Consider the following 24,543-nt stretch of genomic DNA (forward strand, 5'->3'; position numbering starts at 1 on the left):
ACTTACACGCATAATAATAAGCAGTATCAGATTCTTACATCAATGCTTGATGTAATGCGTTACCCATCAAAAGAAATAGCTGATTTGTACATGCATCGATGGGAAATAGAAATAGGATATCGAGAAATAAAACAAACGATGCTGCACTCAAACTATATCCTACGCTCAAAAAGGCCGGATATGATAAGGCAAGAGTTGTGGGGGTTACTAATTGCCTACAATATTATAAGAATAGCCATGCGTGAGGCCGCAGAGTTACTGGAAGTATGGCCAAATCAACTGAGTTTTTCTCATTGTTCAAGGCATATCAACGTATTTCTGTTAACTATCCCACTGACCAGTCCGGGAAATTTACCAAAACACTATGAGCATTTATTAGAAACGCTGACGCTATTTCAGTTACCAACAAGGCGTCATGAGCGCAGCTTTCCACGATGTGTGAAAAAGAAACCATCTAAATATCCCTATAAAAAAAAGCCAGTCAGTGTTAACTGACTGGCATTACACTTTTTAGTGCGCTTTTTTTTGCCTTTTTTTTGCCTTTTTTTTGTGAAAATTCCGCTGCAATGAAAAAATTATATTAAGTTTATGTTTTTTATCATTTAAGTATTTAATACTCGTTATCGCTGTCTTTTTATTTGTAACCCTTGCTGTTGCTCACTTCCTGCTTAGAACAAAATTAAATAAATCCCATATTTACGCTAATCCCCTAATATTATTTGATTATTTTTCAAACTAAAACTTGCTAGTTGTTCAATTATTAACTAATTGTTAATGGGCTGGACTAACAATAACTCACAGCTTTAGTTTTGAGAAAATATATTTATATATCCGGCAGCAATACAAAAATAAAAAATAACAAATTGGCATTTAAAGCTTATGTCTTTTTGTTTTGCACTCGCAACAGTATTAAAGGAGCTGTCACATGGGTAAATTGAGCTCTACCTTGTGGCTTATATTGTTTGTTTTTCCGCAGTTAGCATTGGCAAATAGCCAATATAATATGCGCAAAGGCGTAACCGATATAAGTAATAATGTTTATCAACTACACATGACCATATTTTTAATATGCTGTGTAATAGGCGTGATTGTATTTGCCGTTATGTTTTGGGCACTTATTCATCATCGTAAATCTAAAGGAGCAGTTGCTGCTCAATTTCACGAAAGTACCAAAGTAGAAATACTCTGGACAGCAATTCCATTTGTTATTTTAATAGCAATGGCAGTCCCCGCAACTAAAACATTAATAGCGATGGAAGATGCCAGTAAAGCGGATATCACTATTAAAGTAACTGGTTCACAATGGAAATGGCATTACGAATATATGGGGGAAGATGTTGAGTTTTACTCAATACTTGCCACACCGCAAAATGAAATTGCCAACCTAGCCGATAAAAACCCCAACTATTTACTTGAGGTAGATAAGCCTCTGGTATTACCGATCAATAAAAAAGTACGCTTTTTAATGACCTCCGACGATGTTATTCATTCTTGGTGGGTGCCCGATTTTGCTATTAAAAAAGATGCAAACCCGGGGTTTATTAACGAAACGTGGACCAACATAAACGAAGTCGGTATTTATCGCGGTCAGTGTGCTGAGCTATGCGGTAAAGATCATGGCTTTATGCCAGTGGTAGTAGAGGCTAAGTCAGAGGCCGATTTTAAAGTTTGGCTAGCAGATGCTAAACAAGCAAAGCAAAAAGCAGCAGCAGCAGATGCTGCATTACTTGACCAAACACTCCCTAAAGAAGAATTAATGACTTTGGGTGAGCAAGTGTATATGGCCAATTGTGCTGCATGTCATCAGCCCACAGGGTTAGGTTTGCCAGGCGTTTTTCCTGCACTTAAAGGCAGCCCGATAGTGCTTGGCGATATAAAAGACCACATTGATATTGTTATTCACGGAAGCCCCGGCACAGCCATGCAAGCCTTTGCTAAACAGCTCTCTATAAAGCAATTAGCAGCGGTAATTACTTATAAGCGTAATGCATGGGGTAATGATACCGGTGATGTAATTCAACCAAGTGAAATACAGGCAGCACTTGATGCCGATGGGGAGGCGAACTAATGAGTAGCATAGTAGAACAACCTGACATTAATGAAGCTCACCACGCTCATCATCCTGCTAAAGGCTTTAAGCGTTGGTTATATACCACTAATCATAAAGATATAGGTAGCTTGTACTTAATTTTTTCGCTAACTATGTTTTTTATTGGTGGTGCTATGGCTATGGTGATCCGCGCTGAGTTATTTCAGCCAGGATTGCAATTAGTGGATCCTCACTTTTTTAATCAAATGACCACGGTTCATGGGTTGATTATGGTATTTGGTGCCGTTATGCCGGCCTTTACTGGCTTAGCTAACTGGATGGTGCCATTAATGATTGGCGCGCCTGATATGGCCTTACCCCGAATGAATAACTGGAGTTTTTGGATTTTACCATTCGCGTTTTTAATTTTATTATCATCGCTATTAATGCCCGGTGGCGGTCCTGCGTTTGGTTGGACTTTTTATGCGCCGCTGTCCACAACCTACAGTAATGACAATACCGCCATGTTTGTATTTGCTGTGCATATTATGGGTATTAGCTCCATTATGGGGGCAATTAATGTAATTGTAACCATAGTTAACTTGCGTGCCCCAGGCATGACTTGGATGAAGGTCCCTATGTTTGTATGGACTTGGCTGATAACGGCATTTTTATTAATTGCGGTTATGCCGGTACTCGCAGGTGCAGTGACCATGGTGCTCACCGATAAATACTTTGCAACCAGCTTTTTTGATGCAGCTGGTGGCGGTGATCCGGTGATGTTTCAGCACATATTTTGGTTTTTTGGCCACCCCGAAGTATACATAATGATTTTGCCGGCTTTTGGCATTATTTCTACTATAGTTCCTACCTTTTCGCGTAAAAAACTTTTTGGTTATTCCTCCATGGTATATGCCACGGCGTCAATTGCGTTGTTGAGTTTTACAGTGTGGGCGCATCATATGTTTACTACCGGTATGCCGGTGGCTGGCGAGCTATTTTTTATGTACGCGACTATGCTGATATCGGTGCCCACTGGAGTAAAAATATTTAATTGGGTAGCCACTATGTGGCGCGGTTCAATTACGTTTGAAGTCCCCATGCTGTTTAGTATTGCTTTTATTGTGTTGTTTACCTTAGGTGGTTTTTCGGGATTGATGCTGGCCATTACACCGGCTGATTTTCAGTACCATGATACCTACTTTGTAGTGGCACATTTTCATTATGTACTGGTAACGGGAGCGGTGTTTTCTATTATGGCAGGCGCGTATTATTGGCTGCCTAAATGGACTGGCAATATGTATAACATAGCGCTGGCTAAATGGCATTTTTGGTTATCGCTGGTAAGCGTAAATGTATTGTTTTTTCCTATGCACTTTGTAGGGCTTGCAGGCATGCCACGCCGTATACCCGACTATGCGCTACAGTTTGCTGACTTTAACGCCATTATTAGTATTGGCGGCTTTGCCTTTGGATTATCGCAGTTGTTGTTTGTAGCTGTAGTGATTAAATGCGCACGCGGCGGCGACAAGGTTCCTGCAAAAGTGTGGGAAGGCGCAGAAGGACTGGAGTGGGAGGTAGATTCACCTGCTCCGTACCATACATTTTCAACACCACCGGAAATTAAATAATGATACACGCACCGCTACTTAAGCGCTTAGTTGTTATTTGCTTAGCCATGTTCGCATTTGCATTTGCGTTAGTGCCTTTGTATGACGTGTTTTGTGATATTACCGGCATTAACGGTAAGCCATCATTAGAGCAAGCAAAGCAAAGCACGCAAGTAATACAAAATCGCGAAATAAGTGTGAGCTTTACCACGCATGCACAAAGCGGTGCACCCTTTGCTGTGAAGTCTAAAGAGTACAGTGTTGCGGTAAAGCCCGGTGCTATGCGTGAGGTAATGTTTAGCGCCAAAAATAATAGTGACCAAGATAAAGTAATGCAGGCAGTGCCTTCGGTATCACCCGGTAGAGCAGCAAAATACTTACATAAAATAGCGTGTTTTTGTTTTGATCAACAGCCATTAAAAGCAGGTGAAGAACTAGAGTTTACGTTGCTTTTTTATGTTGATACCGCACTACCAAGTGACATTGAAGAGTTAACTTTATCTTATACGGTATTTGATATTAGTGAGCGGCTAGCAGCCAATAACAACTAGCCTAACTAGTGACAACCAGGAGCAAATAAAATGAAGCAAGAATATGAGCATTATTATGTACCAGATCAAAGCCCATGGCCGATTGTTGGCGCAGTAGCATTATTTTTTATTGCAGTAGGTGCAGCTCTAACCGTAATGAGTGCCGGTAAAGAAGGTGACAGTGGCATTTATATTTTGTACGCAGGTATAGCAGTACTGCTGTATATGTTGTTTAGCTGGTTTAAAAACGTGATTGATGAGGCCGGGAAAGGCTTATATTCGGCGCAAATGGATCGCTCTTTTCGACAAGGAATGAGTTGGTTTATTTTTTCTGAAGTAATGTTTTTTATGGCATTTTTTGGCGCACTTTTTTACGCCCGTATGCTTTCTGTGCCTTGGCTTGGTGGTGCCGATAACAATACCATGACTAACGAAGTGCTTTGGCCTACATTTGAAGCTGTGTGGCCATTAATTACCACGCCAGGGGGCGACACTACCCAAGCTATGGGATGGCAAGGTCTACCGCTGATTAACACCTTAATTTTATTGACCTCATCAGTTACTTTGCATTTTGCCCATGTGGCAATAGAAAGTGATAAACGCGGCCAGTTAAAAGTGTTTTTAGGACTGACTATTTTATTGGGTGCAGTTTTTTTAGGCCTACAAGTAGAAGAATATATTCATGCGTATAACGATTTAAACTTAACATTAGATGCCGGTATTTATGGCAGCACGTTCTTTTTACTTACGGGTTTTCATGGCATGCATGTGACCTTAGGAACTATTATTTTATTGGTAGTATTTTTACGAATTTTAAAAGGACACTTTACTAAAGATAAGCACTTTGCTTTTCAAGCGGCGGCTTGGTACTGGCATTTTGTTGATGTAGTTTGGTTATGCTTATTTATATTTGTGTATGTGCTGTAGTTATTAAAGGGGCGTTATTGCCGCTAATAAAGCCAAGTTTTAGTGCGGCAATAACAACTATTAATACCACCACAGAAAATAATACGCGACGACCTAAAAAGTGAGACATAGGTCGTCCTTGGGTTTTTCCAGAGACCATAATAAATAAAGCGCGAAACAAGTTAAAAAGTATAAATAATAACAACAATACAATAAGAATTTTAATCATCACTAGGTTGACCCTTTATGCAGTTAATTAGATGGCGTGAACAAAAGTTTAGCTCAATAATCACCATTTTTATGGTGGTGATTGTAGTTTTGGTGTGTGTGCGTTTAGGTTTTTGGCAGTTAGAACGTGCGACACACAAACAACAGCAGTTAGCTTCTATTGCAACGCTGCAAACGCGCGGTGTAATGAGCTGGCAGCAAATGCTTAAACTGCCTAGTAACTGGAATAAAACAGGATTGTTAGTTGAGTTAACAGGGCATTTTATTAACGATGAATATTGGCTTTTAGACAACCAAGTTTATAACGGGCAGGTGGGTTATGACTTACTGGCACTGTTAAAGCCAAATAACGAAACACATGCCATTTTGGTTAATTTAGGCTGGATAAAAGCTCCCCTATCGCGCGATACATTACCTAAAGTAACCCTACCTAAACACGCTTTTACGCTTACTGCTCAAATAAAAGAAAATAACCTCACTGCTTTTAGCCTCGAGAGTAAAACCAATAACATTGATTTACCAAAGCGAGTGCAAACAATTGAATTAAATAAGTTGAGCGAACAAAGCCAGCAATTATTAGTTAATTTTATGGCGTATCGCCAAGGTAGCGGCGATGCAATAGGTATACCTCACTATACCGCGGTTGTTATGAGCCCACAAAAACACCACGCTTATGCGGTGCAATGGTTTTTAATTGCGCTGGCGTGCGTTTTAGTGGCTATTTTTGCAAGTAAAAAAAGGACACATAATGAAAAATAACCCCCTTTTACTGTTTGTCATTTGCTGCGCTATTCCGCTAATTTTAGCGTACAGCGCGCTTAAATTAGATTGGTTACCTACCGCCATTACTAACAATGGTGAGTTTTTACAGCAACAGGTTAAATATGAAAGTTGGTCGCAAAACAATCATAAGCAATGGACTATTGCCCTAAATTACTCCAATGGATGTACTACGCCTTGTAGTGAGCAATTAGCCGCACTAAATAATTTATACATAGCGCTAGGCAAAAACCAGAATAAAGTAGATGTAGCCGTGATAGGCGAAGTAAAAGCTGCCAACTCCCCGTGGAAAAGTATAGATGCGCAACCAAACTTACAACCGGCTAGTTTGTATTTAATCGACCATATGGGGCTTGTAGTGCTTGAGTATCCATTTAAAACACAGCCACAGGAAAATAGATTAGTACAAAAAGGACTATTAAAAGATCTAAAAAAATTACTGAGTTATTCTCGTTCGAGCTAAGTAGGAAGATGCCATGTATAAAAATTATAAAAACTGGGTATTAGTAACGGGCTTATTGGCTTTGATAGTAGTGGCGTTGGGTGCTTATACTCGCTTAAGTGATGCCGGGTTGGGTTGCCCAGATTGGCCAGGATGTTATGGCTTTTTAACTGTACCCAAACATGAAGCCGATATAGCGCAAGCAGCACAAAGTTATCCCGATATGATGTTTGAAACCGCTAAAGCATGGAAAGAAATGATTCATCGCTACTTTGCCGGTACGCTAGGCTTGCTCATATTAGCCTTATTTGTATATGCTTTTTTAAAACGTCAATCGCCAACAACGCCAGTTAAATTACCATTACTACTGTTATTGTTAGTGATATTTCAGGCTGCATTAGGTATGTGGACGGTTACGATGAATTTACAGCCGTTAATAGTGATGGGCCACTTACTTGGTGGCTTTAGTATTTTAGCGCTGCTCACTTTATTATATTTACGATTAAACGCCAAGCCAATAATGGGGGGAGATGCAGGTGCAAGACGCTATTTTGGTTTAAGCTTAGTGGCGCTTAGCGTACTAATTATACAAATAGCGTTAGGAGGTTGGTTGGCTGCAAATTACGCTGCTCCGCATTGTAATGGCTTGCCTTTATGTAGTAATGCCCAGCCATTTTCGCTTAGTAGTGTGTTTCAGCTCCCGCTTGAGCATGGTAACTACGAGTTTGGCGTCCTGTCGCAGCAAGCACGTATGTCGATTCATTTATTACACCGTATTTGGGCATTAGTTACTTGCATAGTATTGGCATTAATTATGTGGCGAATATACAGCCGTGCCTACTCGCAAAAAATAAAAAGCTGCGCCGTTAGCGTGTTAGTTGTCTTATTTTGCCAAATTGCTTTAGGCCTCGCAGTGGTGCATTGGCATATTCCGTTAAGTATGGCACTGGCACATAACTTAATGGCTGCCATACTGTTATTAACTTTAATTAGATTATGCTATTACCTCAAAGCACGAACTTAAAAGCACGAACCTAAAATTACAAATAGAAAGGAGCGTTGTTATGGCACTTACAATAGATAAAAAAGCAATACAACCTATAAATACACTACCGCTAATTACACGTAGTTATAATTTACTACAAGATTATTTAGCCATTAGTAAATTTAAAGTAGTCGCTATGTTGGTACTGACCGCGTGGGTTGGTTTGGCGCTAGCACCCGATGTAGGCAGAGGCATGGGTGTACAGTTTATAAGCTTACTTGGCATAGGATTGCTTTCAGCAGCAGCAGCGGTAATTAACCATGTTGTTGATAGCGAAATAGACAGCAAAATGGCGCGTACTCGTCATCGCCCAGTAGCTAAAGGCCGCTTAAGTAAGGCACATGCACTGAGTTTTGCAGCAATAATAGGTGTGGCAGGTTTTATTATGCTAATGCTATGGGCAAATACACTTACCGCCATATTAACCTTATTTGCGCTGGTGGGTTATGCCTTTGTATACACCTCTTTTTTAAAGCGCGCTACACCACAAAATATTGTTATTGGTGGCCTTGCTGGCGCTATGCCACCCTTATTGGGTTGGGTGTCTGAAACAGGGCAAATGGCAGCTGCACCTTGGCTACTAGTGATGATTATTTTTACGTGGACCCCTCCGCACTTTTGGGCCTTAGCTATAGCTCGTAAGAGCGATTACGCACGGGCTAAAATTCCTATGTTACCGGTTACGCATGGTATCGATTTTTCTAAAACCTGTGTGGTTGCTTACTCTGTGTTACTGGCAATTGTGTGTATATTTCCTTATTTGATAGGAATGTCGGGGTTAATTTATTTAATCGGCGCATCTGGATTAAATGCAGTCTTTATTTATAAAGCGATTAAATTAAAACTAGCCGCTAACGACGACACTGCTATGGATTTATTTCGCTTTTCAATTATTCATTTAATGGTACTCTTTATCATATTATTTATAGATAAATGGCTACTATTATGAAGCAATTATGGCTAGGGTTAGTTATTGTTTTAACATTGTTTTTATCGGCGTGCTCAGATGATAATGCACCGCCAGACGTTAATGCATTAGTGTACGAAAATGCTAAACCTTTAGCCGACTTTAGTTTAGATGATCAACATGGCGAATTGGTTACTAAGCAGCAGCTTTTAGGGCAATGGAATTTAGTGTTTTTAGGTTACACCAGCTGCCCCGATATTTGCCCGTTAACACTGGCTAAACTAAATGCAGTGTATAAAAATTTACGCAGTGATTACCCAGTGCAAATTTGGTTTGTATCGGTAGATCCAAAACGAGATACCCCAGCAAAACGAAAAGACTATATTGATTACTTTAACCCCGATTTTTTAGCGGTTTCGGGGGAGCACAAACACCTTTTTCCTATGGTAAGAGGGTTAGGCTTAATTTACGCTATTAGTGATAGTAGCGAGTCAGAGTATGCAGTTGATCATAGTGCTTCAGTGGCTATGGTTGATGGCAATGGGGCGGTAAGAGCTATATTTAAACCTGAATTTAAACAAGGTAGCGTGCCGTTAATAAATTCCAAAGAGTTAACTCAAGAATTTAAACAAATAGCTGATTATTATAAAAACTAGTTATTTAAACAGTAAATTAAAAAAGGAGCCCTAGGCTCCTTTTTTACTGCTGTAATTTAAGCTATTCAATAACCCAAGGCTGCGAAAACCAAAAATAGCTACCAGCATTGTTAATTGCAGGGGCGGTACAATTAAAGCGCGAACGACCTTTATTGAGCGCTTTAGGTGAGGTGACTTCTACTGTGTTTTTATTTATCCAGGTTAAATTAGCCTGGCCAACACTCGATACATAACAAGCAAACTGACTTTTATGAAAATCCCCCATAGTAAACTCAATAGTGAGTTTGGGTGGGTTTTGCGCCGTTACACTGTCTTCATAAGTGAGCGCGGTTATATTAAATGCGCGAGAATTCAATTTAGTGATCAGCGTATCTAATTTACTATAAAAGCCCGAAGCCGGAAAACGCGGTAAGCGACTAAAGTTAGAATCTTTATTTACAGCGCCAGAATGCTGACCTATACCAATAAAACCAAGCTCGGTTACTAGGGCTTGTAACTTATTGTTAAACTCGCCATACGGATAAGCTAAATATTTATAATCATGGCCAATTTCTGTTTTTATACGCTGCTGTGAATGTAGGATGTCTTGTTTAATGCGGGCTTGCCATTGTGCATCGCTTTCGTTTGCAAGCATATGGTGTAAGTAATCGTGTTGGCCACTATGATTGGCAATAAGTGCGCCTTTTTTTGCTAGCTCTTGGAGTTTATCCCAGCCCATTACATAGCCTTTACCTTCGTCTATTAGCTTAGGATTGACAAAAATTGTGTACGGATAGCCAAACTTTTCTAAAATTGGCGCTGCTTGCTCGTAATTATTGTTGTAACCATCATCGAAAGTAATAGCGACGGTTTTATCTGGTAAAGTGTGTTTTTGCTGCAACGCAGTTATCAGCTCATCTAAAGGAATAACATTAAAGTTATGCTCTTTTAAATAACTTAAGTGCTCAGTAAAAGTGCTCGCGCTAACACTGGTTACCGCCGGAAGGGTTTCACTAACGTGATGATACTGTAAAATAACGGCTGCTTGAGCGCGCAGTGAAATACTAATAAGGATAAATAATACTAAATGAAACAATTTCTTATACATAATAAAGCACACCATAAAAGCTTGTTGTTGTTAGCGGGTCCGATGATATTATCAAATATTACCGTCCCACTGTTAGGAATTGTTGATACTGCAGTAATTGGCCACTTAGGGAGCGCTCATTATTTAGCCGGTATTGCGCTGGGATCTGCGGTTATATCAATATTATTTTGGCTCGCAGGCTTTTTAAGAATGAGCACCACAGGGTTAGTGGCACAAGCTTATGGGCAAAACGATTTAACCCAATTGGCGGCGTTATTAAAACGCAGCTTAGTGCTTTCTTGCTTTGTTGCCGTATTGCTTATCGCCTTATCGCCTTTAATAAAACACGCCATTGCATTTTTATCGGCGGCCAATAGCGACGTGCTTACGCAAGCGTATCAGTATTTTAGTATTCGTATTTTTAGTGCGCCTGCGGCCTTATGTAATTTAGTACTATTAGGCTGGATGCTAGGTATGCATTATGGCCGTGGGCCGTTTTATTTATTATTAGTGACTAATATTACCAATATAGTGCTCGATATATATTTTGTTGTATACCTAGATTGGGCGGTAGCAGGCGCTGCATGGGCGTCACTTATTGCCGATTACACCGCGTTAGTTTTTGCCGTGGTGTTAGTTATTAAATTAGCTAAAAAACGCGGCATAAAACTAAGCGTACCAGGTTGGTTTAGCATTACAAAAATGGCAAACCTACTAAGCTTAAACCGTGATATTTTTATTCGCTCATTTATTTTACAGCTCTGCTTTAGCTTTATGACCTTTTACGGCGCACGAATTGGCGAAACCACGCTAGCAGCAAATGCAGTATTACTTAACTTTTTAATGTTGGTAAGCTTTGCACTCGACGGCATTGCTTATGCCAGTGAGGCAAAAGTAGGGCATGCTAAAGGTCAACAAAGTGTAAAAAATATTGAGCTTTGGGTAAAAATAAGTGTGTTTTGGGGCGCGCTATTTGCCTTAGCATACAGTTTGTTTTTTGCTATATTTGGCCGCTATATTATTACGCTATTAACTAATGTGCCGGAAGTGATCACCACGGCTACGCTGTACTTGCCTTGGATTATAGCCTTGCCATTATTGGCAATGAGTTGCTTTTTATTTGATGGTGTATTTGTTGGACTTACCCGGGCAAAGGCAATGCGAAATAGTATGTTGCTCTCAGCAAGTGTTGGTTTTTTTGGTGTATTTGCAGTGTTTCATCAGTGGGAGAATAATGGTTTATGGTTAGCAATGAGCTGCTTTATGCTAATGCGAGGAGTAACATTAATAGTGAAATACCAAAAGTTAAAGGCAAATAATCAGTTATTAGATTAAGGTAATTTGGTGGCTTATTTCCATAGGTCGGGGTCGTGGTTTTTAGGCTCAATATTTTTAAGTACTTGTGAAAAGCGATTAGCAAAAATACCGCTGTAGCCCCAAGCAGCAAAAAACAAAGCTGGCACTAAAATAACAACGCCAATAATTTGCAAGCTGTAGTGACTGTAATAGCCTAAAAAAATAAATATCACGGCTAGCACAAACAGTGCTACGCCGCGAAAAAAACGCTTTAAGCTAAGCTTAGGGTTGCTCCCTAAGCTATATATAAGCGACTTTAGCATTAAAAATGCTTATTAATAGTAAGAATGATCGCCCGCTTGGTGCTCAGTAATATCGGCAACACCAGTGATCTCTTCAAACTTTTCGATCATCTCTTTTTCAATGCCTTCTTTTAATGTGACATCGATCATAGAACAACCATTACAACCACCGCCAAACTGTAATACAGCAATACCTGCAGCGGTAATTTCCACTAAGCTTACTTGGCCACCGTGGTTAGCAAGTTGTGGATTTACTTCGGTTTCTAGCATGTGTTGTACGCGTTCGTTTAGCGATGCATCACCGCTAATTTTACGCGCTTTAGCATTAGGTGCTTTTAGTGTTAACTGAGTACCCATTTTGTCGGTAACAAAATCAATTTCAGCGTCTTCTAAAAAGGGTGCACTTTCTGCATCTACAACGCCGTCAAAACCATTAAAGTTTAGGCGAATATCGCTGTCTTCTACAGCGTCTTCTGGACAATAAGAAACACCACATTCCGCTTGTGATGTACCAGGGTTTACAACAAAAACACGAATGTTGGTTTGTTGTGCTTGATCTGCTAATAGTTTAGCAAAATGCGCTTGTGCTGTTTCGGAAATTGAAATCATAAGACCGTCTATACTTGACTAAATTACTCGGATACTGCATATCATACCCCGCTCATCGTGTTGCGGCTAGTGTTGAGCGTAAAAAGTTGGCATCTATTTTAAGCAATGCTAGCGTGCAAACAACAAACATTTTATGAGTAAATTATATGCGTATAATAATAAAAATAACATTAATGATAATGGTGGCAATACTGAGTTTTTCAACTCAAGCTAAACCATTGTCTTACTACTTTGCAGAGGATGTTGAGTTTGATCCAAGTATACCCACTCCAGAGCAAGTGCTTGGTTATCAAGTAGGTGAGTGGCATGTAAGGCACGATCAGTTGGTGCGTTATATGGAAATACTAGCACAAAAAAGTGATCGAATTAATTTTGAAGTAATAGGGCGCACGCACGAACAGCGACCATTAGTGATGCTGACTATTACCGCCGCCAATAAATTAAAAAATATAGAGCAAATTCGCCAAGCCCATTTAGCGCGTTTAACGCCTAGCAACACGCAATCATCAGAGCAGCCTGGTGTTGTATGGATGGGGTACAGCGTACATGGCAATGAGTCGTCGGGCAGTAATTCTGCATTGCTGGTGGCGTATTACTTAGCCGCAGCGCAAGGTAATGAAATAAATGAGTTATTAAATAATACCGTTATTTTACTCGACCCTTCACTTAATCCCGATGGTTTAGCTCGTTTTGCTAATTGGGCTAATAGTAATCGTGGTATGAACTTATCGTCAGACCCCGTTACCCGAGAACACGTGGAAAGCTGGCCAAGTAGCCGCACTAATCATTACTGGTTTGACTTAAACCGCGACTGGTTATTACTACAACACCCAGAATCGCGTGCGCGTATTGCAAAGTTTCATCAGTGGAAACCAAATATTTTAACCGACTTTCATGAAATGGGGCCAAACAGCAGTTACTTTTTTCAGCCCGGTATTCCATCGCGCAAACACCCGATTACGCCTGATGAAAATGTCAGCTTAACTAAAGCAATTGCAAATTATCATGCTAAAACATTAGACGAAAATAATGCGCTATACTTCACCGAAGAAAGCTTTGATGACTTTTATTACGGTAAAGGCTCAACTTACCCAGACGTAAATGGTGGCGTAGGTATTTTATTTGAACAAGCCAGTTCGCGCGGGCATATTCAAGAAACCGTAAATGGGCCTCTCAGCTTTGCTTTTACTATTAAAAACCAGCTGCTTACTAGTTTATCAACATTTAAAGCCGCGATAGACAACCGCCAAGCCTTACTCGATTACCAAGCTAAGTTTTATAACCAGGCGATAGATTTAGCAGCCGATGAAAGCTTTCAAGGTTATGTAGTTGCAGGTGCAGCCGATAACACCCGAGTTAACGACTTTTTAAGCATACTGCAACAGCACCAAATTAACGCTTACCCTTTAACAAAAGAGCTAAAAGCAGGTGGTGAAACTTATTCTAGCAATAGCTATTTTGTGCCTTTAGCACAGCCACAATACCGTTTAGTTAAAGCTATTTTTAGCGAACAAAAAAACTTTGCCGATAACACTTTTTACGATGTATCTGGCTGGACACTAGCGCATGCATTTAATTTACCCTTTGCTAAAGTAACCAGTAGTTGGGGATTAAAAGTTGCTGATAACGCATGGCAACAAGCCGCTACACCGCGCTTTGCACAACTTAATGAAGGGTATGCATTTGGCTTTTCGTGGGATGATACCTTGGCGCCAAAAATGCTCAATAGTTTACTGCAGCAAGGGGTAAAAGCCCGTGTTGCATTAAATTCATTAACGGCTAAGTCAGTAAACAGCGAAGAAGTAAATTTTGCAGCGGGGAGTATTATTATTCCTGCAGGGTTACAAACAAATAGTGATTGGATAGCACAGCTTAATCAGGCGCAAAATGAGTTTGGCATTGCTATTAAGCCAATAACGTCAGGATTAACCAGTAAAGGTGCCGATTTAGGGTCACGCTCAATGGCGGTGCTTAGCGCTCCCAAAGTGCTGCTGTTAGGCGGTAAAGGGGTAAGCCAATATGAAGCTGGAGAAGTGTGGTACTACCTAGACCGTTTTGTAGGTGTTGCTCCAACCATTGTTGAGCTAGAGCGTTTGGGCTCAATTGAGCTAAGTAATTACAGCCATATTGTGCTGGCTCATGGTAACTACAGTGGTTTATCTGACGCTGATAAAGTGGCCATAAAAGGTTGGGTTAGAAAAGGCGGTGTTATTTGGGGTCACAAAGGCGGTGCTAAATTTTTAGCGGATCAGCAACTATTAAAAGCCAGCTACTTGTCTCGCAAAGAAGTAGCCAGTGCGTTTAAAACCGACGGTTTAAACTATGCTGATAAAGAGCATTTAGCTGGGCGTCAGCGTATTGCAGGCGCTATTTTTAATACCCATGTAGATTTAACTCACCCACTTACCTTTTCATTACCACGTAATACGCTACCTGTATTTAAAAATAGCACTTGGTTGCTGGAGACCTCAGAGGCACCGTTTGTTAATGTGCTTACCTATACTGAGCAGCCATTACTTGCGGGCTTTACCGATGCTGTAAATGTTACTCAAGTTGCCGGCGCAGCAGGCTTAATTGCGCACTCTTACGGGCGTGGAGCAGTAATTGGTATGACCGACGATCCGGTGTTTAGAGGTTATTGGTACGGTACGAGTAGGTTACTTAGTAACGCATTGTTTTTTGGCCACACGTTTCGGGTAAGTGGCGACTAACTATTAAAATTTTAAATAGGCGTTAAGCAAGTGGTAAAAGCCCACACTTGTTTAGCGCCTGCCTGTTTTAAAGCCTGGGTGGCTGCATTAAGTGTAGCGCCTGTGGTCATAATATCATCAACAATTGCCACCGTTTTACCACTCATATCTGCAGTACATATAAATGCGTCTTTTAAATTTTTAACCCGCTTAGCTTTAGTTAGCTTAGATTGTGCGTGCGTTTTTTTATTACGTAACAGCGAATCACTAAGTAAATTAAAAGATGATAAACACGGTTGCCATACTTGTGTTACTTGATTAAAACCGCGCTGAAAAAATCGACTTTTATGCAGTGGTAATATAATAAAGGTATCGGGCAGCGGGTAATCAGGAGTAAAAAAAGTACTCAATTGTTTAGTAATAACTTGTTGTAATGCATTTTTATAATGTATTTGATTATTAAACTTAAGTTGCTTCAGCCATTGCTCAAAAGGGGGCTGGTAAAACGCACAGGAAAATAACTTATCAAATTCGCAGTTAGGAAACATTTCAATAATATCAGGGCGATATAGCAAGTTTTTTTGCTCGCTTAAATCAAATAATGGTAAATCTTCTAAGCAATACTCACACAAGCCCAGCGCGGCTGGGACTGGGCCTTGGCAAAGTACGCAATGCGACTCAAACAGCCAATTTATAAATGCGTGCTTCATCGGATAAATATACTCATTACAATCGCCTAGTTAAACGCTATTATAAACTTCAGTTTGGTTAAGGTTTGGCAAATATGCAAAATGAATTAGTGTTACTACATGGTTGGGGTATGAACAAAGGTGTATGGCAATTAGTGCAGCCAGAGCTAGCATTTATTCATAATAACAACGTACGCAGTATTGATTTACCTGGCTACGGTAGTAGTAAAACATGCCCAAACCCTTATACCTTACACAGCGCTGCAGCACTTTTAAGTGAGCAGTTAAAACCACACTCTATTTTAATGGGTTGGTCTTTAGGTGGGTTATTTGCACTATATATTGCTAAACATTGGCCCGAAAAAGTAGCTAAAGTGATACTTGTTGCTGCTAGCCCCTTTTTTGCAGAGCAAGCGCCGTGGCCGGGTATAAAAGCACAGGTTTTAACGCAATTTAAAGAGCAGCTTGTTAATCATGGTGAAAAAACCATAGAGCGATTTTTAGCTATTCAGGCAATGGGCAGCGAATCGGCTCGTGATGACGTAAAACAACTTAAACAATTGCTAAATCAATATAAAGCCCCTGAAAATGAGGCTTTGACTGCGGGTTTAGATATTTTACAAAATGAAGATTTACGAGCGCTATTTACTCATTGCCCTGTGCCTATAAGCGCTATATTTGGTCGTTTAGATGCACTTGTTCCTTATAGAGCAATTGCCCAAATGGCAGCACTTAATACTGAGTTTGAGTATGAAGTATTAGATAAAGCGTCACATGCTCCTTTTATTTCTCATAAAAATGAATTTATATCTGCCGTTAAATCAATGCTTTAAAATAGAGCGACGAATAGCGCTGGTTAAAGCTTTATTTTGCGCATTAGTTGAGCGATAATTAAACAATATTTATTTTAATGGAGATTTAATATGCCAATAGGATCTGCATTTAATAGTGGCCTAGAAGGGTTTAACCGAGCTAGCCAAGGAATTGAAAGAGCCAGCGCAGAAATTAACCGTGCCAGTATTGAACAACAAGACGATGCGCAACTAGCACAGCAGCGCCAACTTACGGCTGCTCGCTCAGAAGAAGCGGTTACTGCGCCAGTAGCAAAACCTGCCCGTATTGATGAAGCTTTGGTAAACTTAAAAGTTGAAGAGTTTAACGCTAAAGCGAATACGCAATCGATTCAAACTGCCGATGATGTGCTCGGCACATTAATTGATATAAACGTTTAAATATTATGAATATTGTCACGCCATTCCCGTCTATTAATATAAACACCGCAAATGTTTATACCGAAACTGCACGGCGTGATAATCAGTTGCGAGAAGTTATTCCCCCGCCAGCATCAAGTACGGCTAGTAGCACCGAAAATAAAGCCCAAAGTGATGCCGAAAAAGCTAAATTACCGGGTAACAGTGACCCAGCTACTTACGACGCTAAAGGAAAGCTGATAGGTGAAAAGTCTGTTGAGGCACGTGACGAAAGTTCAGGCAATTCAGATAATGCTGAGCAAGAAAACGAGCAAGAAAAAAACCAAACAACAGAACAAGAAGCAGCAAAAGAAGAGCAGCAGTTAGCGCAACAAGCACTACAAATTAAAGAGCTTAAAGCGCGTGATACCGAAGTACGTGTGCACGAACAAGCGCATGCAGCAGTGGGTGGGCAACATGCGGGCTCGCCTAGTTATGAGTATCAGCGTGGCCCAGATGGCACTAATTACGCTGTGGGTGGCGAAGTGCAAATAGATGTGGGGGCTATAAGTGGCGATCCACAAGCAACCATAGAAAAAATGCAAACAGTACGTGCAGCAGCACTTGCCCCTGCTCAGCCATCGGGCGCAGATAGAGCAATTGCTGCCGATGCCACGCAAAAAATAGCCACCGCACAGGCTGAACTTGCAAGCCCAAAAAGTAATGAAGACGAAAAAACAACAAGTAAAGCAGCCGCTTCACTTTCAAGTAATGATAGCAGTGAAGAAAAAACAGCAAAAAGTGCAGAGCAAACTCGCGATACACAAGTTGAAGCACGCGCTGGGCGCATTGCTAATTTTTATCAAATGGCGACATCGCCCGCAAGCAACAGCGGTTTTTCAGCGCAAATATAGTTAACCTGAACTCTGGTTAAGAGATTTACTAACGTATTGAATTATAATTATAATTATATTTATATTTAACTTTATTTTCTCTAGCCAGAGATTTTCAGTGAAAATAAGGCGAGTTTACGCGTCAATAGCTGGCCTATTGCAAGTAAATTCAACGCAGTTAGCGCTGAAAATAACTGCTTGAGATAGGTTTATTATCCGGAGATCAGGTTAGTTATGTAGCTTAAGCAATACTGAGCTTAAAGCTCTTATCAAAATACCCAAATAAAAAAACCGCTAACGCGGTTTTTTTATTTTTAGCTAGATTTATTCGGAGCTATATAAGTATTACTTTTTCAGTTTAGCGTTAGCAAATGCATCAGCAAACGCATTGCCCATTAGCGCATTACCATTATCACGCTTTGGCTTAGCAGCTCTTGGCTGTGAGTTGTTGTTAGTGCGTGGCTTTTGCGCAGCAGGAGCTGCTGGCTTATTACTGGTATCAATGTCGTCATCTAGGCGCATGGTAAAGCTAATGCGTTTACGTGCGGCATCAACTTCAACTACTTTAACTTTTACAATGTCACCGGCTTTAACAACTTCACGCGGATCAGAGATAAACTTATTAGTAATTGATGAAATATGTACTAAACCATCTTGATGTACACCTACATCAACAAAAGCACCAAAATTAGCAACGTTAGATACAACACCTTCTAAAATCATTCCTGGTTTTAGATCGCTTATTTTTTCTACGCCGGCTTTAAATTCAGCAGTTTTAAACTCAGGGCGAGGGTCGCGCCCTGGCTTATCAAGCTCGCTAATAATATCGGTAACGGTAGGTAAACCAAATTTATCGTCAATGTAGTCGTTAGCGGCTAACTTATTTAAAAAGTCGCTGTTACCCATTAAGCTATTTACATCAATGCTATTGTGCTCACAAATACGCTTAACAACAGGGTAAGCCTCAGGGTGAACAGATGAGTTATCTAGCGGATCGCTGCCGTTGTTAATACGTAAAAACCCTGCGGCTTGTTCAAACGCTTTTGGCCCTAAACGCTCTACTTTTTTAAGCTCACTGCGTTTTGCAAACGAACCATTAGCATCGCGGTAGTTAACAATATTTTGCGCTAAGGTTTTGTTTAAACCAGAAACACGGGTTAGTAATGGCACCGAGGCCATATTTAAATCTACGCCTACAGAGTTTACACAGTCTTCTACTACTGAGATCAGGCTTTGCCCTAATTGGCTTTGCGATACATCGTGCTGATATTGACCTACACCTATGGCTTTAGGCTCAATTTTAACCAGCTCAGCTAGAGGGTCTTGTAAACGACGGGCAATAGAAACCGCGCCTCTTAGAGAAACGTCTAAATTAGGAAATTCATTAGCAGCAAGTTCTGAGGCAGAATAGACCGATGCACCCGCTTCGCTAACCATAATTTTATTAAGTTTAAGCTCGGCATTAGCTTTCATTAGTTCAGCAATTAACTTATCAGACTCGCGAGACGCGGTGCCATTACCAATCGCAATAAGCTCAACCTTATGTTGACGACAAAGTAGCTCTAAGGTGCGTACAGATTTTTCCCAGTGATTTTGTGGCGCATGTGGGAAAATAGTTTGTGTGGTTAAAAGTTTGCCAGTGCTATCTACAATCGCAATTTTACAACCGGTACGTAGACCAGGATCGAGCCCTAGAGTAGTACGCGGGCCAGCTGGTGCGGCCATGAGTAGGTCTTTTAAGTTTTTAGCAAATACATCAATTGCACCGGTTTCGGCTTTTTCGCGCATAGCCGCTAAAAATTCATTTTCTAAGTGTAAGCCTAGTTTAATTTTCCACGCCCACTGCACCACAGTTAATAGCCAGCTGCTAGCTGCTTGGTTTTTAATATCTAAGCGATAATGATCAGCTATCATTTGAGCACAAAGTTGCGCTGAACTTTCTGAGCTTGGTTCAGGATTAATATTAAGCTGTAAAATGCCTTCATTACGGGCTCTAAGCATAGCAAGCGCACGGTGCGAAGGTACTTTTTTAAGAGCCTCTTGATGCTCAAAGTAGTCACGATATTTAGCGCCAGCTTGTTCTTGGCCTTTAATTAAGCTGCTTTCAATAACCCCATTTTGACTAATGTAGCTTCTGAACTTCGCGAGTAACTTGGCGTCTTCGGCAAAACGCTCCATTAAAATAAACTTAGCACCTTCAAGGGCTGATTTTGTATCTGCTATGCCTTTATCGGCACTTACAAACTGCTCAGCTTGCTGCTCTGGATCTAGGTTGGCATCATTAAATAGTGCATTGGCAAGCGGCTCTAATCCCGCCTCTATTGCTATTTGCCCTTTGGTACGACGCTTTGCTTTATAAGGCAGGTATAAATCTTCAAGCTCAGTTTTACTTTGTGCAGCATTAATATCGGCGCTTAGCGCTGCAGTTAGTTTTTTTTGTGACTCTATAGTTGATAAAATAAAGCTACGGCGCTCTTCAAGCTCTCGTAAATACGACAACCTTTGCTCTAACAACCGCAGTTGCGTGTCGTCTAGTCCGCCGGTTACTTCTTTTCTGTAACGGGCAATAAAAGGAACCGTTGCGCCTTCATCAAGTAACTTTGTTGCTGCAACAACTTGTTGCTGTTGTGCGTTTAACTCACTGGCTAAACGTGCAGAGATATCGCTCATGCAAAAACCTTATAAAACAAAAATAAGACCAGTTAAATTAACTTAACTGGCGGGTCAATTGCTTGAATAATATCACAGGGGAGGGTAATAAAAAGGTCTTAAAGCAAGCTATTTTGCTTGCTTTAAGATGTAACAATCAAAGCGATAACTTTAATTGTTGTAAAGCGCTTTAATGGGGGTGATCTACGCTCTCTAGTACTTCACTAAATGAGTTAGCAATAGGGGTTATGTGCACAGGTATTTGCAGTGTTTTGGCAATTTCGCGAGCTGAAATTAAGCCACATATTTCATTATTAGCAGTAGTCACTAATAAAAACATAGCGCCACGGTGCTCCATTGTTTGTAGTGCATCGCCAATACATGCGTAGCTTAAGCTTTGCATGCTTACACCGAGTAAATTAGTTAACGGGGTCATTAAGTGGTGTAAGTTAACTTCGCTGCGCGGCAAGCCTATACGCTGGGCTATTATCATTGTTTTTGAGCTTTGTAAGTCTGCACTCGAAACAATGCCTATTAGCTTATGCTGCTCGTCGGTGACTAAAATAAAGTTTGAAGGTTGCACACTAAGTTGTTTTAGCGCTTGCTCAATGGTTGTTTCGAATGATGCACGCACTGGTATTTTATTCGTAAAGTTATTAATCATTTTAATAGCAGGAGAGGTTAAATCAATAAGCGGTTGTTCAACAGCAAACGTGTTAGCAATAACGCCATGAGAAATATCTTGAATACGAAGTTCTTTAAAGTTAGACATATTAGTCACCTTATTTAGTTATAAAATTTAATAGTTTGAAAAGTAAGTTATTAAATTAAATAGCTAGGTGGGCCTCGCTGATGCGCGCAGCTAAAAGGTTTGTCTAAAATAGTACTCTGGTAATAAGAGTAGGGGGCTTTAGGGAGTGGTTGCAGTACCCTAAGGCTAATAACATAGGCATGAGAATCAAAGTCTATGTCGGGATTTGTTTGATCAGGAGTGTCACAAGCAATAAAGTGAGGGGTAACTATACTTGAGTCTAGTTGGGTGTTTTTAGGGCTAGCATGCAAGGTCAAACTTACACTCATGAAGAGTGCAAACAATACGGCATTACTTAATATGCGCGATACTATGTTTGACATAAATACGACCTTAATTAACGAGTCTCAAATTAAAATTGTGTAACTTGAGTTAAATCAGTTATAGCTCATTGCATTAAGTTACACAATAAAAAGTTAATATGATCTGAATCAAAGCAGCTTAACTATTTTTTTGATAGCTAATGCTATTTACGTACCACTGTTTTTTGCCTTGAGGGGTGATAACGTCAAACTCGTCATCTACTTGTTTTTTTAACAACGCTCGCGCCATTGGTGAATCAATCGAAATATAGTCTTTACGCTCGTAAATTTCATCGGGACCGACAATTTTAAACTTTTTAGTCTCGCCTTGCTCATTTTCAATTTCAACCCAAGCACCAAAAAACACTTTGCCATCTTGCACAGGCGAATAATCAATAATTTTTAAGTCGGGTATGCGCTTACGTAAGTAGCGCACACGGCGGTCTATTTGCCGTAGAAGCCGTTTATTATTGATATTATAACCTTTTATCTGCATTTTCAGATCTATCTCCTAGGCTGGCCGCCCAGCTTACTATTTTGGTGACTTCAGGGCGTTTTACATTCCATAAATGGGTATGTTCTTGTTGTAATTGTAAGTAGCCTTCGCGGGTAATTAAGTTTGTTTTCACGCCATGTTCTTTTTTAATACTCATACAGAGCAAGGTATTAAAATAACCCAAACTTGTCGAGTGTATTATTAATAAAACACGCGCACAAATGAGTTTGAAATGTTCAGTAACAATCTAAGCGGCTAATAAATTGTTGCTTACAGGTTTTTTCATTTATATTAATGGGTAATAGATTATAAAAATAAGAAACACAATGGGACACGAAACGACAAAAGTATTGGTTGTAGATGATGACATGCGTTTACGCAGCTTACTGGAGCGCTATTTAGTAGAGCAAGGCTTTATTGTAAGAACAGCGGGTAATTCAGAGCAAATGGATCGGCTTATCGAACGTGAAAACTTTCATTTAATGGTGCTCGATTTAATGCTGCCGGGTGAAGATGGTTTGTCTATTTGTCGTCGTTTACGCCAAAAAGAAAACGACATTCCAATTGTTATGCTTACCGCTAAAGGTGATGAGGTTGACCGTATTATTGGCCTTGAATTGGGAGCAGACGACTACATTCCAAAACCATTTAATCCACGAGAGCTGTTAGCGCGAATAAAAGCTATTTTACGACGCCGTGCCAAAGAAGTGCCGGGCGCACCTGCTGCAGAAGAAAACTTGATTGAATTTGGGCGATTTTCGCTTAATTTAGCCACTCGCGAAATGAGCGAAGGCGATAAAACAATTTCCTTAACCAGTGGCGAGTTTGCAGTGCTTAAAGCGCTGGTCTTGCATCCACGTGAGCCGCTGAGCCGTGATAAATTGATGAACCTAGCGCGCGGGCGAGATTACAGCGCACTGGAGCGCAGTATTGATGTGCAAGTGTCGCGACTTCGCCGCATGATTGAGGTAGATGCCGCCAGCCCACGTTATATTCAAACCGTTTGGGGCTTAGGGTATGTATTTGTTCCCGATGGTGAAAAGTAATTTATATGGGACTATTTCCGCGTAGTGCATTTGGGCAAACCGTTTTTTTAGTGGCGGCTTTGCTGTTAATAAATCAAATAGTATCTTACGTAACGGTGAGCTTATACGTAGTAAAACCTACCATTGAGCAAGTTAATTTAATGCTGGCTAAGCAAATTAAAACCGTATTTATTGACTGGGAAGATGGTGTTGAAGTAACCAATGAAGTATCGGATAAGTTTTTTGAAATTACCGGTATTGAAGTCATGACTCAGCATGAAGCAATGCGCAGTGGTTTGGGGCAAAGTCGCGAATATTCGGTATTATCGCGTAGTATGTCTGAGCAGCTAAATGGTTCTGCGCGGGTGCGTATTAGCCAAACCGATCCACTCATATACTGGGTAGAAGCCCCGCAAGCATTAGGTTATTGGGTAAAAGTGCCGCTTAGTGGGTTTAAAGAAAATAACCTCGAGTTTTTAACCTTTTACTTATCAAGTATTGGTTTTTTAAGTGTATTAGGTGGTTGGTTATTTGCTAGGCACTTAAATAGGCCGCTAAAAGCATTGCAACAAGCGGCGGTTAAGGTAGGTAAAGGCGATTTTAGTACTAAGTTAGCCGAACAAGGATCGAGTGAAGTTATTGCTGTAACACGGGCATTTAATCAAATGTCGCGGGGTATTGCTGCGCTTGAAAATGATCGTCGGCTGTTAATGGCAGGGGTGTCTCATGATTTACGCACTCCACTAACCCGCATTCGTTTAGCCACCGAAATGATGGCAGATGAAGATGACTATTTGCGTGAAGGCATTATTTACGATATTGAAGACATGAACGGCATTATCGATCAGTTCATTGAATATTTACGCCATCACAAACGTGAAGAGCTAAGCTGTGAGGACATTAACGCGTTAGTGGCAGAGGTAGTGCACACTGAGCTTAAACACCAGCGAGTAATTACCTTTAAAGGTAATCCTAGTATTGGCAATATACCTATTAGTGCAGTGGCAATTAAGCGTGTAATAACCAATATGATTGAAAATGCGCTGCGTTACTCAGAAGGTGATATTGAAGTGCTCTGCTATTTTAATAGCAATAAAAAGTATGTTGTTATTGCGGTAAACGATAGTGGCCCGGGTATACCAGAGGGCGAACTGGAGTCGGTATTTGAGCCGTTTAAGCAAGGCGATACAGCACGTGGTAGCGAGGGCAGCGGTTTAGGGCTGGCTATTATTAAACGCATTATAGATATGCATGACGGTAAAGTTAAATTATCTAACCGGCCTGAGGGCGGGTTAAGTGCACAAATTTACTTACCAATTAAAGTATAATACCAACCCACTTTACTGCAGCGGGTTGGTATTAAGTTGTGCTGGCCAAAATTATAAATACGCA

Annotated in this window: 25 protein-coding genes and 1 pseudogene; 17 read left to right on the forward strand and 9 right to left on the reverse strand. The window is 40.5% G+C overall.

The features are described 5' to 3' along the window. The 5 genes from HC000_RS08820 to HC000_RS08840 form a co-directional block, all read left to right on the forward strand. Window positions 1–495, forward strand: a 495-nt coding sequence (locus HC000_RS08820) for a transposase (protein WP_179807471.1), incomplete at its 5' end; no start/stop codon positions are given. Between the two features lie 430 nt (window positions 496–925). Further along, window positions 926–2,068 (forward strand): cytochrome c oxidase subunit II, encoded by a 1,143-nt coding sequence (gene coxB / locus HC000_RS08825; RefSeq protein WP_011329500.1) that lies wholly within the window; start codon window positions 926–928, stop codon window positions 2,066–2,068. Beyond that, entirely contained in the window at window positions 2,068–3,660 is a 1,593-nt protein-coding gene (ctaD, locus tag HC000_RS08830) for a cytochrome c oxidase subunit I (protein WP_011329499.1), read from the forward strand. Before coxB ends, ctaD begins: the two co-directional genes overlap by 1 nt. After that, entirely contained in the window at window positions 3,660–4,190 is a 531-nt protein-coding gene (locus HC000_RS08835) for a cytochrome c oxidase assembly protein (RefSeq protein WP_086997121.1), read from the forward strand. The genes ctaD and HC000_RS08835 overlap by 1 nt, the downstream gene beginning before the upstream one ends. A 30-nt stretch (window positions 4,191–4,220) precedes the next feature. After that, window positions 4,221–5,096 (forward strand): cytochrome c oxidase subunit 3, encoded by an 876-nt coding sequence (locus tag HC000_RS08840; protein WP_179807472.1) that lies wholly within the window; start codon window positions 4,221–4,223, stop codon window positions 5,094–5,096. Here HC000_RS08840 and HC000_RS08845 read toward each other — a convergent pair. Further along, window positions 5,074–5,304, reverse strand: a complete 231-nt coding sequence (locus HC000_RS08845) for a DUF2909 family protein (protein ID WP_179807496.1) — start codon at window positions 5,302–5,304, stop codon at window positions 5,074–5,076. The two genes, HC000_RS08840 and HC000_RS08845, sit on opposite strands and share 23 nt — an antisense overlap. Window positions 5,305–5,321: 17 nt before the next feature. Between HC000_RS08845 and HC000_RS08850 the strand changes: the two genes are divergently transcribed. From HC000_RS08850 to HC000_RS08870, 5 genes are read left to right on the forward strand one after another with little or no spacing between them, the layout of a single operon-like run. Beyond that, window positions 5,322–6,062, forward strand: a complete 741-nt coding sequence (locus HC000_RS08850; RefSeq protein WP_179807473.1) for an SURF1 family protein — start codon at window positions 5,322–5,324, stop codon at window positions 6,060–6,062. After that, the gene (locus HC000_RS08855) at window positions 6,052–6,546 is read left to right on the forward strand and encodes a hypothetical protein (protein WP_011329495.1); all 495 of its coding nucleotides are present in this window, start codon (window positions 6,052–6,054) and stop codon (window positions 6,544–6,546) included. Before HC000_RS08850 ends, HC000_RS08855 begins: the two co-directional genes overlap by 11 nt. A 13-nt stretch (window positions 6,547–6,559) precedes the next feature. Then, a complete protein-coding gene (locus HC000_RS08860) occupies window positions 6,560–7,549 on the forward strand; it encodes a COX15/CtaA family protein (protein WP_179807474.1) in 990 nt (329 codons plus the stop codon). A 40-nt stretch (window positions 7,550–7,589) separates the two neighbouring features. Beyond that, the gene (cyoE, locus tag HC000_RS08865; protein WP_011329493.1) at window positions 7,590–8,519 is read left to right on the forward strand and encodes a heme o synthase; all 930 of its coding nucleotides are present in this window, start codon (window positions 7,590–7,592) and stop codon (window positions 8,517–8,519) included. Beyond that, window positions 8,516–9,133, forward strand: a complete 618-nt coding sequence (locus HC000_RS08870; protein WP_179807475.1) for an SCO family protein — start codon at window positions 8,516–8,518, stop codon at window positions 9,131–9,133. Before cyoE ends, HC000_RS08870 begins: the two co-directional genes overlap by 4 nt. Window positions 9,134–9,194: 61 nt before the next feature. Here HC000_RS08870 and HC000_RS08875 read toward each other — a convergent pair whose 3' ends face one another. Next, on the reverse strand, window positions 9,195–10,220 hold the full coding sequence (locus HC000_RS08875; protein WP_011329491.1) for a polysaccharide deacetylase family protein: 1,026 nt from the start codon (window positions 10,218–10,220) through the stop codon (window positions 9,195–9,197). A 42-nt stretch (window positions 10,221–10,262) separates the two neighbouring features. Between HC000_RS08875 and HC000_RS08880 the strand changes: the two genes are divergently transcribed. Further along, complete coding sequence (locus tag HC000_RS08880; protein ID WP_011329490.1) at window positions 10,263–11,534, forward strand: MATE family efflux transporter; 1,272 nt, start codon at window positions 10,263–10,265, stop codon at window positions 11,532–11,534. A gap of 14 nt (window positions 11,535–11,548) precedes the next feature. Here the strand turns inward: HC000_RS08880 and HC000_RS08885 are convergent, their stop codons facing one another. Then, complete coding sequence (locus tag HC000_RS08885; RefSeq protein WP_011329489.1) at window positions 11,549–11,818, reverse strand: hypothetical protein; 270 nt, start codon at window positions 11,816–11,818, stop codon at window positions 11,549–11,551. A gap of 12 nt (window positions 11,819–11,830) precedes the next feature. Beyond that, window positions 11,831–12,406 (reverse strand): Fe-S biogenesis protein NfuA, encoded by a 576-nt coding sequence (gene nfuA, locus HC000_RS08890; RefSeq protein WP_011329488.1) that lies wholly within the window; start codon window positions 12,404–12,406, stop codon window positions 11,831–11,833. Window positions 12,407–12,585: 179 nt separating this feature from the next. On the opposite strand from nfuA, the gene HC000_RS08895 reads away from it, so the two are divergent. Continuing rightward, entirely contained in the window at window positions 12,586–15,117 is a 2,532-nt protein-coding gene (locus tag HC000_RS08895; protein WP_179807497.1) for a M14 metallopeptidase family protein, read from the forward strand. Between the two features lie 11 nt (window positions 15,118–15,128). On the opposite strand, the gene HC000_RS08900 is transcribed toward HC000_RS08895, so the two are convergent. Beyond that, window positions 15,129–15,806: a ComF family protein gene (locus tag HC000_RS08900; protein WP_011329486.1), complete on the reverse strand. Its 678-nt coding sequence runs from the start codon at window positions 15,804–15,806 to the stop codon at window positions 15,129–15,131. 74 nt (window positions 15,807–15,880) lie between these two features. Between HC000_RS08900 and bioH the strand changes: the two genes are divergently transcribed. The 3 genes from bioH (at window position 15,881) to HC000_RS08915 (ending at window position 17,889) form a co-directional block, all read left to right on the forward strand. Further along, the gene (bioH, locus tag HC000_RS08905; RefSeq protein WP_011329485.1) at window positions 15,881–16,618 is read left to right on the forward strand and encodes a pimeloyl-ACP methyl ester esterase BioH; all 738 of its coding nucleotides are present in this window, start codon (window positions 15,881–15,883) and stop codon (window positions 16,616–16,618) included. 90 nt (window positions 16,619–16,708) lie between these two features. Next, window positions 16,709–17,017, forward strand: a complete 309-nt coding sequence (locus HC000_RS08910) for a hypothetical protein (protein ID WP_011329484.1) — start codon at window positions 16,709–16,711, stop codon at window positions 17,015–17,017. A gap of 5 nt (window positions 17,018–17,022) precedes the next feature. Further along, window positions 17,023–17,889: a putative metalloprotease CJM1_0395 family protein gene (locus HC000_RS08915; RefSeq protein ID WP_179807477.1), complete on the forward strand. Its 867-nt coding sequence runs from the start codon at window positions 17,023–17,025 to the stop codon at window positions 17,887–17,889. A gap of 324 nt (window positions 17,890–18,213) precedes the next feature. On the opposite strand, the gene HC000_RS08920 is transcribed toward HC000_RS08915, so the two are convergent. The 4 genes and pseudogenes from HC000_RS08920 to greB form a co-directional block, all read right to left on the reverse strand. Continuing rightward, window positions 18,214–20,538 (reverse strand): Tex family protein, encoded by a 2,325-nt coding sequence (locus HC000_RS08920; RefSeq protein ID WP_179807478.1) that lies wholly within the window; start codon window positions 20,536–20,538, stop codon window positions 18,214–18,216. A gap of 169 nt (window positions 20,539–20,707) precedes the next feature. Next, window positions 20,708–21,289, reverse strand: coding sequence for a CBS domain-containing protein (locus HC000_RS08925; protein ID WP_179807479.1), 582 nt, complete (start codon window positions 21,287–21,289; stop codon window positions 20,708–20,710). Window positions 21,290–21,339: 50 nt separating this feature from the next. Further along, a complete protein-coding gene (locus HC000_RS08930; protein ID WP_011329480.1) occupies window positions 21,340–21,651 on the reverse strand; it encodes a hypothetical protein in 312 nt (103 codons plus the stop codon). 118 nt (window positions 21,652–21,769) lie between these two features. After that, window positions 21,770–22,259 (reverse strand): annotated as a pseudogene (gene greB, locus HC000_RS08935) (transcription elongation factor GreB). Window positions 22,260–22,452: 193 nt separating this feature from the next. Between greB and ompR the strand changes: the two are divergent. Beyond that, window positions 22,453–23,172 carry a two-component system response regulator OmpR gene (ompR, locus tag HC000_RS08940; RefSeq protein ID WP_058374346.1) on the forward strand — a complete coding sequence of 240 codons (720 nt, stop codon included), beginning with the start codon at window positions 22,453–22,455 and terminating at the stop codon, window positions 23,170–23,172. A 5-nt stretch (window positions 23,173–23,177) separates the two neighbouring features. Continuing rightward, entirely contained in the window at window positions 23,178–24,479 is a 1,302-nt protein-coding gene (gene envZ / locus HC000_RS08945) for a two-component system sensor histidine kinase EnvZ (RefSeq protein WP_086998926.1), read from the forward strand. The last annotated feature ends 64 nt before the right edge of the window (window positions 24,480–24,543 follow it).

The sequence above is a fragment of the Pseudoalteromonas sp. MIP2626 genome (genome assembly GCF_013414205.1).
Lineage (GTDB): Bacteria > Pseudomonadota > Gammaproteobacteria > Enterobacterales > Alteromonadaceae > Pseudoalteromonas > Pseudoalteromonas nigrifaciens.

What these genes read in the sequence shown, in the direction of transcription:
- coxB (WP_011329500.1), top strand. Translation starts at nt 926, where the DNA reads ATGGGTAAATTGAGCTCTACCTTGTGGCTTATATTGTTTGTTTTTCCG.
- ctaD (WP_011329499.1), top strand. Translation starts at nt 2,068, where the DNA reads ATGAGTAGCATAGTAGAACAACCTGACATTAATGAAGCTCACCACGCT.
- HC000_RS08835 (WP_086997121.1), top strand. Translation starts at nt 3,660, where the DNA reads ATGATACACGCACCGCTACTTAAGCGCTTAGTTGTTATTTGCTTAGCC.
- HC000_RS08840 (WP_179807472.1), top strand. Translation starts at nt 4,221, where the DNA reads ATGAAGCAAGAATATGAGCATTATTATGTACCAGATCAAAGCCCATGG.
- HC000_RS08845 (WP_179807496.1), bottom strand. Translation starts at nt 5,304, where the DNA reads ATGATTAAAATTCTTATTGTATTGTTGTTATTATTTATACTTTTTAAC.
- HC000_RS08850 (WP_179807473.1), top strand. Translation starts at nt 5,322, where the DNA reads ATGCAGTTAATTAGATGGCGTGAACAAAAGTTTAGCTCAATAATCACC.
- HC000_RS08855 (WP_011329495.1), top strand. Translation starts at nt 6,052, where the DNA reads ATGAAAAATAACCCCCTTTTACTGTTTGTCATTTGCTGCGCTATTCCG.
- HC000_RS08860 (WP_179807474.1), top strand. Translation starts at nt 6,560, where the DNA reads ATGTATAAAAATTATAAAAACTGGGTATTAGTAACGGGCTTATTGGCT.
- cyoE (WP_011329493.1), top strand. Translation starts at nt 7,590, where the DNA reads ATGGCACTTACAATAGATAAAAAAGCAATACAACCTATAAATACACTA.
- HC000_RS08870 (WP_179807475.1), top strand. Translation starts at nt 8,516, where the DNA reads ATGAAGCAATTATGGCTAGGGTTAGTTATTGTTTTAACATTGTTTTTA.
- HC000_RS08875 (WP_011329491.1), bottom strand. Translation starts at nt 10,220, where the DNA reads ATGTATAAGAAATTGTTTCATTTAGTATTATTTATCCTTATTAGTATT.
- HC000_RS08880 (WP_011329490.1), top strand. Translation starts at nt 10,263, where the DNA reads ATGATATTATCAAATATTACCGTCCCACTGTTAGGAATTGTTGATACT.
- HC000_RS08885 (WP_011329489.1), bottom strand. Translation starts at nt 11,818, where the DNA reads ATGCTAAAGTCGCTTATATATAGCTTAGGGAGCAACCCTAAGCTTAGC.
- nfuA (WP_011329488.1), bottom strand. Translation starts at nt 12,406, where the DNA reads ATGATTTCAATTTCCGAAACAGCACAAGCGCATTTTGCTAAACTATTA.
- HC000_RS08895 (WP_179807497.1), top strand. Translation starts at nt 12,586, where the DNA reads ATGGTGGCAATACTGAGTTTTTCAACTCAAGCTAAACCATTGTCTTAC.
- HC000_RS08900 (WP_011329486.1), bottom strand. Translation starts at nt 15,806, where the DNA reads ATGAAGCACGCATTTATAAATTGGCTGTTTGAGTCGCATTGCGTACTT.
- bioH (WP_011329485.1), top strand. Translation starts at nt 15,881, where the DNA reads ATGCAAAATGAATTAGTGTTACTACATGGTTGGGGTATGAACAAAGGT.
- HC000_RS08910 (WP_011329484.1), top strand. Translation starts at nt 16,709, where the DNA reads ATGCCAATAGGATCTGCATTTAATAGTGGCCTAGAAGGGTTTAACCGA.
- HC000_RS08915 (WP_179807477.1), top strand. Translation starts at nt 17,023, where the DNA reads ATGAATATTGTCACGCCATTCCCGTCTATTAATATAAACACCGCAAAT.
- HC000_RS08920 (WP_179807478.1), bottom strand. Translation starts at nt 20,538, where the DNA reads ATGAGCGATATCTCTGCACGTTTAGCCAGTGAGTTAAACGCACAACAG.
- HC000_RS08925 (WP_179807479.1), bottom strand. Translation starts at nt 21,289, where the DNA reads ATGTCTAACTTTAAAGAACTTCGTATTCAAGATATTTCTCATGGCGTT.
- HC000_RS08930 (WP_011329480.1), bottom strand. Translation starts at nt 21,651, where the DNA reads ATGTCAAACATAGTATCGCGCATATTAAGTAATGCCGTATTGTTTGCA.
- ompR (WP_058374346.1), top strand. Translation starts at nt 22,453, where the DNA reads ATGGGACACGAAACGACAAAAGTATTGGTTGTAGATGATGACATGCGT.
- envZ (WP_086998926.1), top strand. Translation starts at nt 23,178, where the DNA reads ATGGGACTATTTCCGCGTAGTGCATTTGGGCAAACCGTTTTTTTAGTG.